At 47.6% G+C, this 13,259-nt stretch carries 12 protein-coding genes, 1 pseudogene and 1 riboswitch; of the genes and pseudogenes, 10 read left to right on the top strand and 3 right to left on the bottom strand.

Annotated features, from left to right (window positions below):
• A complete protein-coding gene (locus AC07KQ_RS00510) occupies positions 1–1,380 on the bottom strand; it encodes an aspartate kinase (protein ID WP_003562667.1) in 1,380 nt (459 codons plus the stop codon).
• Between the two features lie 435 nt (positions 1,381–1,815).
• A riboswitch (Lysine riboswitch) is annotated at positions 1,816–1,995 on the top strand.
• 98 nt (positions 1,996–2,093) lie between these two features.
• On the opposite strand from AC07KQ_RS00510, the gene lysA reads away from it, so the two are divergent.
• From lysA to AC07KQ_RS00480, 6 genes are all read left to right on the top strand, one after another.
• Positions 2,094–3,440 (top strand): diaminopimelate decarboxylase, encoded by a 1,347-nt coding sequence (gene lysA, locus AC07KQ_RS00505; protein WP_003562664.1) that lies wholly within the window; start codon positions 2,094–2,096, stop codon positions 3,438–3,440.
• A 10-nt stretch (positions 3,441–3,450) separates the two neighbouring features.
• The gene (gene dapD / locus AC07KQ_RS00500) at positions 3,451–4,155 is read left to right on the top strand and encodes a 2,3,4,5-tetrahydropyridine-2,6-dicarboxylate N-acetyltransferase (protein WP_003562662.1); all 705 of its coding nucleotides are present in this window, start codon (positions 3,451–3,453) and stop codon (positions 4,153–4,155) included.
• Positions 4,156–4,162: 7 nt separating this feature from the next.
• On the top strand, positions 4,163–5,314 hold the full coding sequence (locus AC07KQ_RS00495) for an N-acetyldiaminopimelate deacetylase (RefSeq protein WP_274991037.1): 1,152 nt from the start codon (positions 4,163–4,165) through the stop codon (positions 5,312–5,314).
• Positions 5,315–5,457: 143 nt separating this feature from the next.
• On the top strand, positions 5,458–6,363 hold the full coding sequence (gene dapA, locus AC07KQ_RS00490) for a 4-hydroxy-tetrahydrodipicolinate synthase (RefSeq protein WP_003562659.1): 906 nt from the start codon (positions 5,458–5,460) through the stop codon (positions 6,361–6,363).
• Positions 6,360–7,127 (top strand): 4-hydroxy-tetrahydrodipicolinate reductase, encoded by a 768-nt coding sequence (gene dapB / locus AC07KQ_RS00485; RefSeq protein WP_003562656.1) that lies wholly within the window; start codon positions 6,360–6,362, stop codon positions 7,125–7,127. The genes dapA and dapB overlap by 4 nt, the downstream gene beginning before the upstream one ends.
• A gap of 479 nt (positions 7,128–7,606) precedes the next feature.
• Positions 7,607–8,851 carry an ISL3 family transposase gene (locus AC07KQ_RS00480; RefSeq protein WP_194958360.1) on the top strand — a complete coding sequence of 415 codons (1,245 nt, stop codon included), beginning with the start codon at positions 7,607–7,609 and terminating at the stop codon, positions 8,849–8,851.
• Between the two features lie 171 nt (positions 8,852–9,022).
• Here the strand turns inward: AC07KQ_RS00480 and AC07KQ_RS00475 are convergent, their stop codons facing one another.
• Both AC07KQ_RS00475 and AC07KQ_RS00470 read right to left on the bottom strand, forming a co-directional pair.
• Complete coding sequence (locus tag AC07KQ_RS00475; RefSeq protein ID WP_013245347.1) at positions 9,023–9,529, bottom strand: hypothetical protein; 507 nt, start codon at positions 9,527–9,529, stop codon at positions 9,023–9,025.
• Between the two features lie 24 nt (positions 9,530–9,553).
• Positions 9,554–10,028: pseudogene (locus AC07KQ_RS00470) on the bottom strand (hypothetical protein); the annotation flags it as partial.
• 179 nt (positions 10,029–10,207) lie between these two features.
• Between AC07KQ_RS00470 and AC07KQ_RS00465 the strand changes: the two are divergent.
• From AC07KQ_RS00465 to AC07KQ_RS00450, 4 genes are all read left to right on the top strand, one after another.
• Positions 10,208–10,477 carry a hypothetical protein gene (locus AC07KQ_RS00465; RefSeq protein ID WP_013245344.1) on the top strand — a complete coding sequence of 90 codons (270 nt, stop codon included), beginning with the start codon at positions 10,208–10,210 and terminating at the stop codon, positions 10,475–10,477.
• Positions 10,474–10,839 carry a type II toxin-antitoxin system PemK/MazF family toxin gene (locus AC07KQ_RS00460; RefSeq protein WP_013245343.1) on the top strand — a complete coding sequence of 122 codons (366 nt, stop codon included), beginning with the start codon at positions 10,474–10,476 and terminating at the stop codon, positions 10,837–10,839. Before AC07KQ_RS00465 ends, AC07KQ_RS00460 begins: the two co-directional genes overlap by 4 nt.
• Positions 10,840–11,661: 822 nt before the next feature.
• Positions 11,662–12,348 (top strand): ATP-binding cassette domain-containing protein, encoded by a 687-nt coding sequence (locus AC07KQ_RS00455; RefSeq protein WP_013245342.1) that lies wholly within the window; start codon positions 11,662–11,664, stop codon positions 12,346–12,348.
• Entirely contained in the window at positions 12,345–13,259 is a 915-nt protein-coding gene (locus tag AC07KQ_RS00450) for a hypothetical protein (RefSeq protein WP_013245341.1), read from the top strand. The genes AC07KQ_RS00455 and AC07KQ_RS00450 overlap by 4 nt, the downstream gene beginning before the upstream one ends.

Genomic DNA, 13,259 nt, shown 5'->3' with positions numbered 1-13,259 from the left:
TTAGTGCACCTCCAAACGTTGATTAATCGGTATAAAAAAAGCATTGTAGATCGTTTTAACAGCGCGATTGGCCGACTCACGTGAGGTTCCCAGCATCAGAGAAATCTGAGAGGCCCCCTCATTAATCATTGAGACATGAACACCGGCGGTTGCGAGCGGTTGTAGAATGGTTTGAATCAATCCGGTTCGTTGCGCCATCCCTTCACCAACGACCATGATGATCGCATAGTCATCAATCCACTTCAGCACATCTGGATGAACCGCCGCTTGAATCTCGGCACAAATTGTCTTGCGTTTGGCCTCAGTTAGCTGGCGATCATCTAAAATAATGGTGAGATCATCAATTCCGCTGGGCATGTGCTCATAACTAATGCCATTGTGGGCTAACACCTGAAGGATCTTCAGAGTGAAGCCAACTTCCTTATTCAACAGATATCGATGCAGGTAGATCGCCCCAAAATGTTGGGAACTTACAATCCCGGTAATGGCATGCTTCGGGACAAAATGCTGTTCTGGGACGATCATTGTCCCTGGAGCAGCAGGATGATTGGTATTTTTAAGATTAATCGGTACCTGCCCAGCAATCGCTGGCAGAATCGCTTCATCATGAAAAACACCAAAGCCGCCATAAGACAGCTCTCGCATTTCCCGATAGGTCATTTCACGAATCATTTGCGGATTCGCCACCACCCGTGGGTCAGCAGCCGCTACGCCATCGACATCGGTAAAGTTTTCATATAAGTCGGCATGAAAACCGTTAGCCAAAATCGCTCCCGTGATATCGGAGCCACCACGAGAAAAGGTGGCAATATCGTCATCGCTGGTATAGCCATAAAATCCCGGTACAACCAAAACCCCGATTGGTCGTCGAAATGTAGCGAGGTTGCGATAGGTTTCACGTGAAACTTCGGCATCATTGGGATGATCTGTGACCACAATTCCTAACGACTTCGGTTCGCCATAGGTAGCTTCAATCCCCTCATGATTCAACACCGCGGTCATTAAAAACGCGTTCAACTTTTCACCGCGCGCCTTAAAGCCTGCCATTAAATAATCATTGTTCTTGAAAGTCAACTTTGGTAACTGGTCTAGCTCTTCTTCAATCGCGGCCATGATCGATGCTTCGAGCTCAAAATCATCGGCGATTGCCTGATATCGAGCAACGATTTCTGCAACAATGGCAGCCACAGCTTCATGCCGCATCACTGCCTGTGCATACTGAATCAATAAATCGGTCACCTTGGTGTCTCCCGGGTGCCGTTTACCTGGCGCACTCGTCACGATCACCTGCCGAGCTGGGTTAGCCTTCATGATCGCCACGACCTTGGCGAATTGTGAACCATTTGCTAGCGATGAACCGCCAAATTTTACGACACGCACGATAAACTGCCTCCTAGACGTCACGACAAATGAGAACTTTGTCATTTTATCCTGTACTTTAACAGACTCTCCCAGAAACACAAGCCCCAGCATGTCGCTAACATGACACGTTTTCGGGTTACTGCATAGAGACAATGTTTTTAAATTTGTTTTTAATGACCTGAGTTCACAGTCACCAGTCTCTGTCACCGCAGGGCCAGCTCGGACTATCAGACAAATGCCAACTATAGGAGAACTAAAAGCCTCAAAGACAGACCTATCTCACTTAAAGCGCGCGAACAGGCCCAGAAGCCTGCACATAAGGACCTCAAGCATCACTGGCCAAGACCCAGCCATTGAGGCTTGAGGCCGCTTATGCTCCGGTTTCTAAGCGGGCCTGTTCGCGCTCTCTCATTATTTATTTGACGTCCACGTCTTTTTATTATAGGCTGGTGACAAACAGATAGAGGTTGCAACCAACATGAGTAGCTTGATCGAGCGGGATCCTTCGTGATGACATCAAGCCAAAGGGGCGGTTGCCGAAATGGGCGCGCCGGGATCGGCAAGCCTGTTGGGCCAGGATTGAACAAATCCTGTACTGTCGCTTAGAAACCTAAGCGGGGCGCTATCATTCAAGTAGATTGCAAGTTGGGATCTTTTTGTTTGACGCGTGGCCAAACAAAAGGATCCCTTTTCGTTTGCCATCGCCCTGCCAAATTCGGGAGGATGAACTTATGGATTTTGCCACAAATCATGAAGGCCAGTTAACCATCGGCGGGGTCGCTGCCAGCCAGTTGGCCCGAACATTTCAAACCCCACTTTATGTGTACGATGTTGGCGCCATTCGCCAGCAAATTCGCGCATTTAAACGTGTTTTTGAAGAAGCAGATGTGTCATATGCCGTCAGTTATGCCTCCAAAGCCTTCGCGACCATTGCGATGTACGAAGTCGCCAAGTCAGAAGGCGCGCACGTTGACGTAGTGTCCGGCGGTGAACTTTACACCGCTCAGGCAGCCGATTTTCCAATGGCGGCGGTCAGTTTTCATGGCAACAACAAAAGCAAAGCTGAACTGACACAAGCATTGGATGCCGGGGTTGGCACCATCATTGTGGACAATTTTCACGAACTGGATCTCCTTGATGATCTTTTAGGTGCCACCGTTGGTCAACAGGACGTTTTAATCCGTGTCGCCCCTGGTATCAGCGCGCACACGCATGCCTATGACCAGACAGGCCAAACCGACAGTAAATTCGGTTTCGATCTCGCTAGTGGTCAAGCAGATGAAGCCGCCAAGCGCATTTTAGCCGACGATCATCTCAACCTGCTTGGCATCCACGCCCACATTGGCTCCCAGATCTTTGAAGTAGCAGGTTTCGAAGCCGTTACCCAAAAGCTGCTGCATGTCCTTAATAACTGGCATCAGCAATTCGGCTTCATCCCCAAAGTCCTGAACGTTGGCGGCGGCTTCGGCATTGCTTATACCAAGCAAGACGATCCGCTGCCACCAGAAGCCTTTGTTAAGGCAATTCTGGCAACCTTGAAATCACAAAGTCAAACGCTTAACTGGCCGTTGCCAGCCATCTGGATTGAACCCGGTCGTTCGATTGTCGGGCCAGCCGGCTATAGTCTCTATACCGTCGGCAGCCGTAAAGATGTCCCGGGATTGCGGCCATACGTTGCCGTTGACGGTGGCATGGGCGACAATATTCGTCCTGCCTTGTATCAAGCAACCTACACGGCCATTTTAGCTGACCAGCCAAATGCTGCGCCAGCTGAACATGTCCACTTGGTCGGCAAGTATTGCGAATCCGGCGATATTTTGATCGATGATGCACCGCTGCCCACAACCACACCAGGCGATGTCGTTGTTGTTTTTGACACTGGCGCATACGGCTACTCAATGGCATCCAACTACAATCGCAATCCGCGACCCGCCGTTGTTTTCGTGGAAAATGGCCAAGCCCAGTTGGTCGTGACCCGCGAAACCGATGCTGATCTCATTAAAAATGACTTACATTACGCCGCACCAACTGAGCAGCCTGCTCCAGCTCAAACCGACGCCACTGCCGCAACCAAATAGGAGGCCGATTATGGCACAGTTAGATACTCAAAAAATTATTTCCACCATCGCTAATAGCAAAAAAACCACCCCAGTTAAGGTTTATCTCAAGGGCAAACTCAGCGAGCTGCATTTCCCCAAAAGCGTTCATGCTTTCATCGGTAAACATACCGGCACCGTGATTGGCGACTGGGCAGAAATTAAACCCATTTTGAAAAAAGCCAAGTTAGATGACTATTTTGTTGAAACCGCCGGCCGCAACACCGGGGTTCCATTGCTGGATATCAAGGCGGCTAATGCGCGCATTGAACCTGGCGCCATTATTCGTGATCAGGTGCTCATTGGCGACAATGCGGTGATCATGATGGGCGCGATTATCAACATTGGTGCAGAAATTGGAGCTGGCACCATGATTGACATGGGAGCGGTCCTTGGTGGCCGGGCAATCGTCGGCAAGCACTGCCATATCGGCGCTGGCACCGTGCTCGCCGGGGTTGTGGAGCCACCTTCAGCTAAGCCCGTCACGATTGGTGATCACGTCATGATCGGCGCCAATGCCGTTGTCCTCGAAGGCACCACAGTCGGTGAAGGCGCGGTCATTGCTGCTGGCGCGGTTGTCATTAACGATGTTCCCGCGCACACCGTGGTCGCTGGTGTTCCTGCGAAAGTCATCAAACAAGTGAATGACCAAACCGAAGCCAAAACCGTCCTACTCGACGAACTCAGAAAGCTGTGACTTATTAATGAAGGAAGCTGACCTCATCACCCTTCGCCGCCAACTCCATCAAATCCCCGAACTAGCCTTGCAGGAAAAAGAAACGCACGCCTTATTGCTAAAAACCATTCAAGGGCTGCCCCAAACATATCTCACCATCCGCACCTTGCCAGACCTGCCAACCGCTTTACTCGTCAAGGTCCAAGGGCGCGATCCGCAGCGTGTGATTGGCTATCGGACCGATATCGATGCGTTGCCGGTTACCGAAAAAACCGGGTTGCCATTTGCCTCTAAGCATCCCGGCATCGCGCACGCTTGCGGACATGATATCCACATGACCGTCGCCCTCGGCATCCTCAGTTATTTTGCTGAACATCAACCAAAAGATAACCTCATCTTTTTCTTCCAACCAGCCGAGGAAAGTAAAAATGGCGGCAAGCTCGCCTACGATATGGGCGCATTCACCGGCGATTGGCACATTGATGAGTTTTATGGCCTGCATGATCGCCCAGATCTACCGGCTGGGACGATCAGCACACGCCTCGGCACCCTTTTTGCCGGCACAACCGAAATCAACGTTGACCTCATCGGCAAAAGCGGTCATGCTGCCTTGCCGCAAAATGCCACTGACATGATCGTGGCGGCGGCAAGCTTCATCAGTCAGATTCAAACGGTCGTTGCCCGTAATGTCGGACCAACCGACAGCGCCGTGATTACTTTTGGCTTGATGCGCGCAGGTACGATCCGCAATGTCATTGCCGGCAGGGCACATCTCGAAGGCACTTTACGCGGCTTCACCCAGCAGCAGATTGACTTTCTGCAACAACGAATACGCGACATCGGTCAAGGCATTGCCGCCAGTTTTAACTGCCAAGTCAAAGTTGCCTTGAACCAAGGCGGCTACTATCCCGTTGAAAATAATGACAAACTCACCAAAAACTTTATTCAAGTGATGAAAGATGATCCTGACGTGACATTTGTCGATACAAAGCCTGTCATGACAGGTGAGGATTTTGGCTATCTATTAAATAAGATTCCTGGCACCATGTTCTGGTTAGGCGTCAATGACCCTGACTCACAGCTACATGCAGCCGACTTTTCACCTGACGAAGCCGCACTCGTGCCCGGTGTCACCGCCGTTGTGCACTTTCTTGAACATCGAATGCTTGAAAAAGTGTAAGCCAGCACAAATTATCATTAGTAGTTACATTAAGACAGAGCGCGAACTGGCGCGGGTAGAAACCGGAACATAAGTGGCCATTGCGGCCAAGGTCCTTATGTGTAGGTTTCTGGGCTGGGTAGCGCGTTTATAGGAGGGTCATCATGCAAAAAGCAGAACTGATCACCGCGATTGTGACGCCATTCAATGATCGCGACGAAATTGACTATGGCGTCATGCAGCGACTTGTCGATCATTTAATCGCAGAAGGTACTGACGGTTTTGTCGTCGGTGCTACCACCGGCGAGGGACCAACACTCAGTCATACAGAAAAAATCACGCTTTATACCCGCTTCGCCGATATGGTTCATGGCCGCGCACTTGTGATTGCTAATTCTGGTTCTAACAACACCAAAGAAACCGCCGCCTTCACTCATGAAGTTGGCGACATTGCCGGTATTGATGCCACCTTGGTTGTTGTCCCTTATTACAACAAGCCAGATCAAAACGGTATGATCGCCCATTACACAGCCGTTGCTGCAGCGGCGCAGAAGCCGATCGTCATTTACAACATTCCAGGCCGCACCGGTGTTGATATGTTACCAGCAACCGTTGCGACACTGGCGCAAAATCCCATGATTCAAGGCATCAAGCAATGCGGCAGCCTCCCTGCCTTGAGTGACATCATTGACCGTACCAAGCACGACGCTTTCAATGTTTGGACAGGCGAAGACGCCCAAGCACTCAACATCAAGACACTCGGTGGGATGGGAGTCATTTCTGTTGCAGCCCATCTTTACGCTCACAGTATCCGTGAAATGTACGCCGCACTCGATCGTGGCGACATCACCACAGTCGCCGCCTTGCAACGTCAACTGTTGCCAAAAATGGCGGCTCTATTCCATTTCCCATCCCCTGCGCCAACCAAAGCTGCACTCAATGCGCTAGGCTTTCAAGTCGGCAGCCCACGTTTACCGTTACTACCCCTGAACGCCAGCCAACAGCAGGAACTCGCCCATCTACTGGGCGTGCCAGAACTATCAGCCATTGAAGCGGAGGTGCTCGCATGATTCAGGTTCTTGTTGCCGGTTTTCGTGGTGCCATGGGTCAGAAAACAGTCAAAATGGTTCAGTCACATCAAGATTTCGCATTAAGCGCCGTTTTCGACCCTAAAATTACCGACCTTAATCCAAAAAGTTACAACTTGCCTACCAACGTGCAAGTACTCAACACCTATGACCAGCTTCATGCACACGTAGCAGATGTCTGGGTCGATTTCACCAATCCCAGCGCCGTTGCTGCCAACATTGAAGCTGCCATCAATGCCGGCATCCATCCAATCGTCGGCACCAGCGGCATGGACCCTGCTAATCAGGAACGACTGATCAAACTTGCCAATGCCAAACACCTCGGTGGCTTGATCGCCCCGAACTTCGGGCTCTCAGCAGTTCTTTTGATGAAGTTCGCACAAGCAGCTGCTGCCTACTTCCCTGATGCCGAGATCATCGAAATGCATCATCAGGACAAAGCCGATGCCCCTTCTGGCACCGCCATCGCCACCGCCCACAAAATCGCCGCCGGACGTACCCAAAAGCCATTGCCAACCATCGACAATGATGCCCGCGGCCAACGTGTCGATGACGTCCCGATCCACGCCGTTCGCCTACCCGGCTACATTGCCCACGAACAAGTCCTCTTCGGCGGCCCCGGTGAAGCCCTCACCATCCGCCAAGACTCCTTCGACCGCCAAAGCTTCATGCAAGGCGTCGCAGTCGCGATTAGTAAGGTACAAACGGCTGATGAACTGGTTGTTGGGTTGGAGAATTTTTTATAAACGAAAAGGTTGAGCCATAATTCTCTCGTCGGACTTGTGATTCATTAAATTCCAATAGTCGTAGGAAGGTGCTATGCTAACACTTTCTTGCCGTGCCAAACTCCGCAATCTCCGGCCAGACGGGGCTGGAACGCTGTGACGGCGCTTCGAGCCCAAAAACCGGTCTCGAAGTCGCCTAACAACATCAGCTCCAAGGACCGTCGCTGTGTTGTTTGCACGGCTGAGCCCCATCTGGCCTACGATTGCTCCGCCTTGGCACTACGGTCTTTAAAATGGCAATAAGTCATCCACGAGAAGGCAAAAACGAGCAATTTCCCAACGGAAAATTGCTCGTTTTTAAGGGTCTACACTTTCTGGTGTTGAGAAATAATCAACACTGAACGTGTAGGCCCTTTTTGGATAACGCAAAAAGACACCTACTCAGTGTCCATGCTATGCTTGTTAGCGTCGAAACCAAAAGCAAGCGAGGTTATGAGTAAATGTCCCAATACGATCCTACACTGTCCGTCCTTGGAATACCAGACCATAATATCAAAGTTGCCTTTGTTCGTCATGAATATCGCGGCAACGGGGTACGTCGCCGCCAGTATCATGTGATTGATGCCGAGCTGACTTACCGGTTAACCCGGTGCCCACTGTGTGGCTTTGAGGCCTTGCACCCTAACGGGTTTTACACGGCCCACGTGCGCGTCCTCAACGGGGTTGAAATACCGACAGTCATTGACTTGCACAAGCAACGATGGCGCTGTCATAACTGTTACCACACAGTCAGTGCCAAGACGCCACTCGTGCAACCCAACCACACGATCGCCGCTCACATGACAGAGCGAATCATGAAGTTAGCGCATGAACGGTTGCCAGTCAAAACCATCGCCCGTATTATCGGAATCTCAGCTTCCTCGGTTCAACGGATCATTGACCAAAATCTCAAACTCCGACCGGCTCGCCGGCTACCCACGCGACTCTGCTTTGATGAGTTCCGTTCCACTCATGGCATGATGTCGTTTATCTGTCTTGATGCCGATTCACATCGTCTGATTGCCTTGCTTGGTGACCGATTCAACCGCACGATTAAAAATTTCTTCATCGCTCATTATTCACTCGCTGAACGCACTCGGGTCCAGACGGTCACCATGGACATGAATGCAGCTTATCAGACGATTATTCATGAGGTTTTCCCCAAGGCCCAAGTCGTCATTGATCGGTTCCATATCATTCAACTTGCGGCTCGTGCCCTTGATCAGGTACGCGTCCAAGCGCTCAAACAGCTTGATGACAAACACAGCCGTCCTTATAAGATCATGAAGACAAACTGGCGGCTTTTTCATCAAACTGCGCCTGACGCTAAACACAAACAGTTCCTGTTTGGTTTGAATGAATACGTCACGCAACAGGAGGCCATCGATATCGCACTTGATACTGAGCCCAAGCTCAAGCAAACCTACGAGACCTACTTAGCGCTTCATGATGCTTTGATGGTGAAGAAACATCCCGCGGAACTGGCAAACCTGTTAGCTACTTACGAGCCAAACGGTACGGCAATGGACATGACGATCGCGACGCTTAAGCGACACAAAGTCGCTGTTCTCGCCGCTGTCACCAGCCCTTATTCCAACGGTCCGATCGAAGGCGTTAACCGCCTCATCAAGTCACTCAAACGATCCTGTTTTGGCTTCAAGAATCAGCTGAACTTCTTCAAACGAATCTACCAAATCACGGCATAACATGACAAAGACGGCTCCCCAAATGGAGAACCGCCTCAAATGATAAATTTATTCTTCAACACCAGTTGACGTAGAGCCGTTTTTAATTGTCGACTGAGAATTATGTCCCAAGCTCTTTTGATTTGAGACTGGAATTATGACCCAGCCTCTTCATCACTTTCTTAATAGTAATTAAGAGAAAACGGAATGCGTTAACAAAGAGCCTGCTGAACAGCCTATTACAAAGAAAATGCGACTCATTACATATAATCTCCATATCATCTTTGCTTGCTTACCACTCAGAACAGATGGAACTGTATTCTTAGCTACCTTAGTCACATATGCATTCAGAGAAACCTCTACTATCAACGCTATCGTAAAGATTATATTCCCTAAAAAGAGAATCCAGTTACGCAATTCATCTGACCCAATGCCGTTGGAAGTACTATTCGATACAAAATAGGCCCAACTCAACAATAAAGTTGCAACCGCAATATAACGACAGAGCTTTATCATCTTTGCTTTTCTTTTTATATTGGTTAAAGCTGCATACGTAACAGCAGCCTCAGCAATGTTCTTTTTTGAATCCAAGCTAAGAGCAGCCCAAGCTTTTGCTCTTATATGGCTTGAGTAGAGTATTACCACTGTCCCCATAGAGATAAATATGACCACAAAAGTAGCATAGATTATATAGTCCATTATGTGTTCTCCAAACTGTCAGTATTAGAATGTAGCAGGCAATAACTTCGCCATCGTTGGAATAACTACCGGTGCACTTTCAGGATTAGTGGCAACAAAAATTGTCAACCCAATAACAAGTGTTCCTAATGCCACTTGATAAGCAACCCATTTCAAATCCGGTTCGTGTTCAGAAACTGGAACATAAATGGATTTGTAATCCTCTGCCGGAATTCCCAGCCCGTTTGGTTTAGTATATATTTCAATACTCAACGATGTTGTAACATTCTCTTGCTGTCCGCTAGCAACTATTGTTGTCTTAGATTCGCAGACCACTTTAAATTCTAGGATACCATTTTTAGTTGCCATTTCCGATCATTGGTCCCAGCAAACTAAATAGAGACATAAAATCAAAGTTCTTTGCCGCTTCATGAGCCTGTTTGAATTTATCAATCTCAGATTGTACTCGGGTTTCTAATTTACTATCAGAAATTGTGAACACTAATGATACCCCACTGTCAGCTCATCAACGCGCCTTTTCGTTTCCGAGTGGTCAATCGTTCATGTCTAGAATTTTTGATAAATCACCGAGCCAGTGACGATTAGCAACCATGTTTAATCGTAAGATTTTTACATGCCCGTATGTACTTGTACTTACTAGGCAAAGCGTATATACTTGTACTTACGGGAGGGATTCTAATGGACACAAAAAAAGGCCATGATCGCGTACTAGGTCGTTTTACCACTAGACGATCTGGCAACTCGCTAAGTTTAACAGTACCTGCCGATGCTGGCGTTAACGAGGGTCAAGAATACCTTTTACTGGTTGATGACGATGGTACGTTAAAGTACGAGCCACAACGAATTAATCCGTGGCACACGAAAGCTATTCAAAAGATTGATTTTGAAGCGATGAAAAGAGAGATCGGAATTGTTTCTGAAGAGCCATCAAGAGGTAAAGAAGTATGACCCAGAACACGCCAAAACAAGGTGACATTGTTTTCGTTGATGCTGAACCGCATTTAGACAAAGAATACGGAGGTCACAATTTCAATAACGGCAACATTCGGCGACCACTCATTGTTCTATCAAATGACGATTATAACGAGGCAACAGGAATGGTCATTGGTATGTTCGTGACTTCATCAGATAACTTCATGAACGAAATGTTAAAACCTTTTGCTGACTTCGAGAGCGGCGTTAAGGGGAATATCGTCCTTTGGCAGTTACCAACTTATGATGCCGCCGCTTGCCATCTTGAAGTAGTGGGCCATGCCAAGTCCTCTTTGGTGAAAGAGCTTAAGCAGGCTGCCACTGATCTCTTTAACTAGCGAAAGGTTTTTCAAGTAGCCGATTTCATCATGAACGACTCACACTCGGATCAGAAACACAGCGCAACTTCAGTGCCAACATGAAGTTGCGCTTTTTGCATTCTCTTGCTACAAGTAACTCAGGCTAGAGAGCAAGCACAACATTTTTATACAACGTAACACTTCAGGGAAACTCTGACACGCCACTTTCGAATGACAAGATGACATCCATATCATCATCTTTTCCCAAAGTCACAAATTGACTAATGTATGCAGCGATTGGGTAAGCTTGCCGAAAACAACATATTCAAAACTGAACCATTTTCCTAGTCGACTGATTAACTTAACGGCCACATCAGATTTTTTCTTTGTGAAGATCTAAAGCTCGGTAATAGTTGCGTCTACCAACGTCTATTTATGAGAAAATCTTCTTCATCTTCATGAAAGAACTCAAATTTTATAATATTGGTATATTTATATTCGGCGCGGGAATAAGGCATGTATTCCGTACCCCGTTCGCAGAAAATCGTTGATTGCTCAAAAGGTATATGCTATTTTAAATTAAGAGTTAGTAAGCGCTCTCTTAAATAGCCGAGCATCGAGCGTCCCATCAATTGTCTCTCGTTATTTTCGTTGAGAATAACAATTGAATTAGCGAGCGCATATGCAGTTATTTTCTCAATAACACCCGAAATCGTATAGGCAACAAAGATAGTAACTATTTCTTCCACAAAGAAAAGATCACAAACTACCTCAAGCATTCTTATCGTCTTTATTCTGATCATCTCAATAGTGGTTAGCGACGCTGCTAATATCAAGCGAAGTTATTTTTGGAGGGGCCCTATGATTCTATCTGTGCAGGATTTGACGTTTAAATTCCGCGGCAAAACGATTTTTAGTCATGCAAGTATGCAAATTAACCAACATGCTATCTATGGTTTGGTTGCCCCTAACGGCTACGGAAAATCAACCTTGTTGAATTTGCTGACGGGATTATTGCACCCACAATCAGGGAGGATTCAATTACTAGATCAATCAATGAGTCGTCAATTGATCTTTGAAAAAGTTGCTTACCTTCAAGATAATTCAGTCCTCTATCCATATTTGACGGGACAGCAACATTTAGATTTTTTGACGGCGGTTCATCGACTTGATCGACAGGCAGTTGCGACTATCGCTGGACAATTACAAACAGCTGATTTTCTGAACCAACGGGTGAGCAAGTATTCGTTAGGTATGAAGCAACGGTTGTTGTTGGTCATGGCGCTGGTTGTTAAACCGACAATCCTCTTACTCGATGAACCACTGAATGGATTGGATCCAACTAGTTTGCAACTTGTTCGCGAGGCATTACTTGATCTTGCCCAACAAGACGTGACGGTCTTAATTTCATCGCATAATCTAGACGAATTAATGAAAGTCACCCAGCATTATTTCTTCATTACAGGACATCAGATTCATGAAGAAGTGCTAGGTCCGCATGATTCGGCCGAAGCGCGCTACAATGCGCTGTTCGCACCAACAGTATGAAGCAAGCGCTCTTTGTTTTAGAGTGGCGGCGTTTGGCGGCAAGCTTTGTCCTGAGCTTGGCGCTCGGCCTGGCCGTCATCGGTGCGATTGCTTTCTTTTTAATAAGCAGCGTTCGCCAGCAGCAAACCCATGAAGCGATACGCGCTCAAATGACGGCGAAACAAACCGCGTTGAATCAAGCCAATGGCAGTTGGATCTACGTTGCCAATCATCCAAATGAAACAAATCCGGTCAGCGTGGCACAAGCAAAGCAAAAAGTGCAGCATGCCAAAAAACTGACGAGTTTGTATGAGCAGCAAAAGCAGGCTTTTTCCCAAGGTGATAATCGAAACTATTTGAAGACCAGCTTAAAAGTGTTTGATCAAGAAAAAATTCTCAAGAACCTGAGTCCAGATGATTTTAGCGCCGATCTTATTGCCGATCAGCGCCAAGCATCCCTTTTTCGAAAACTATTAACCACTCATCAGGGTTATGAAATTAATGGCAGTTCTACTTTACCAGCAGTTTTCTTAACAGACTTCAGCGGTCTGTTGAGCCACTGGTCGGTCATTTTATTGATGGTGATGATTTTGTCAACGACTTGGACCTTATCTTGGTTCGGCAAGCAACATGAGTGGGTTATGTTAAACCAGCCCAATAGTTGGATATGGCTTGGTATGAACTTTCTGGTTGCCTTACTCACATGGTTCGTGATGCTGGGTATCGCATTAAGTTTAAGCTTGCTTATTAGCAAGATCTGGGGTCAACCATTTATCAACGGTCATCATGGATGGCAAAATACCGCTACTAATATCACGCAATCTTTAAAGGCGCTCTTTCAAGAAAACTTGCTTGGATCAGTTGTCCGCTTTGGCCTTATTTATTTTATTTGGCAAATTCTCTGTCTGTTTGCCGCCCAAATCCGGAGGTGA

Source organism: Lacticaseibacillus sp. YLM2-1, assembly GCF_056583465.1.
This window is presented reverse-complemented; position numbering and strand designations above follow the sequence as displayed.

What these genes read in the sequence shown, in the direction of transcription:
- dapD (WP_003562662.1), top strand. Translation starts at nt 3,451, where the DNA reads ATGGCACAGTTAGATACTCAAAAAATTATTTCCACCATCGCTAATAGC.
- dapB (WP_003562656.1), top strand. Translation starts at nt 6,360, where the DNA reads ATGATTCAGGTTCTTGTTGCCGGTTTTCGTGGTGCCATGGGTCAGAAA.
- AC07KQ_RS00455 (WP_013245342.1), top strand. Translation starts at nt 11,662, where the DNA reads ATGATTCTATCTGTGCAGGATTTGACGTTTAAATTCCGCGGCAAAACG.
- AC07KQ_RS00480 (WP_194958360.1), top strand. Translation starts at nt 7,607, where the DNA reads ATGTCCCAATACGATCCTACACTGTCCGTCCTTGGAATACCAGACCAT.
- lysA (WP_003562664.1), top strand. Translation starts at nt 2,094, where the DNA reads ATGGATTTTGCCACAAATCATGAAGGCCAGTTAACCATCGGCGGGGTC.
- AC07KQ_RS00465 (WP_013245344.1), top strand. Translation starts at nt 10,208, where the DNA reads ATGGACACAAAAAAAGGCCATGATCGCGTACTAGGTCGTTTTACCACT.
- AC07KQ_RS00475 (WP_013245347.1), bottom strand. Translation starts at nt 9,529, where the DNA reads ATGGACTATATAATCTATGCTACTTTTGTGGTCATATTTATCTCTATG.
- dapA (WP_003562659.1), top strand. Translation starts at nt 5,458, where the DNA reads ATGCAAAAAGCAGAACTGATCACCGCGATTGTGACGCCATTCAATGAT.
- AC07KQ_RS00460 (WP_013245343.1), top strand. Translation starts at nt 10,474, where the DNA reads ATGACCCAGAACACGCCAAAACAAGGTGACATTGTTTTCGTTGATGCT.
- AC07KQ_RS00495 (WP_274991037.1), top strand. Translation starts at nt 4,163, where the DNA reads ATGAAGGAAGCTGACCTCATCACCCTTCGCCGCCAACTCCATCAAATC.
- AC07KQ_RS00450 (WP_013245341.1), top strand. Translation starts at nt 12,345, where the DNA reads ATGAAGCAAGCGCTCTTTGTTTTAGAGTGGCGGCGTTTGGCGGCAAGC.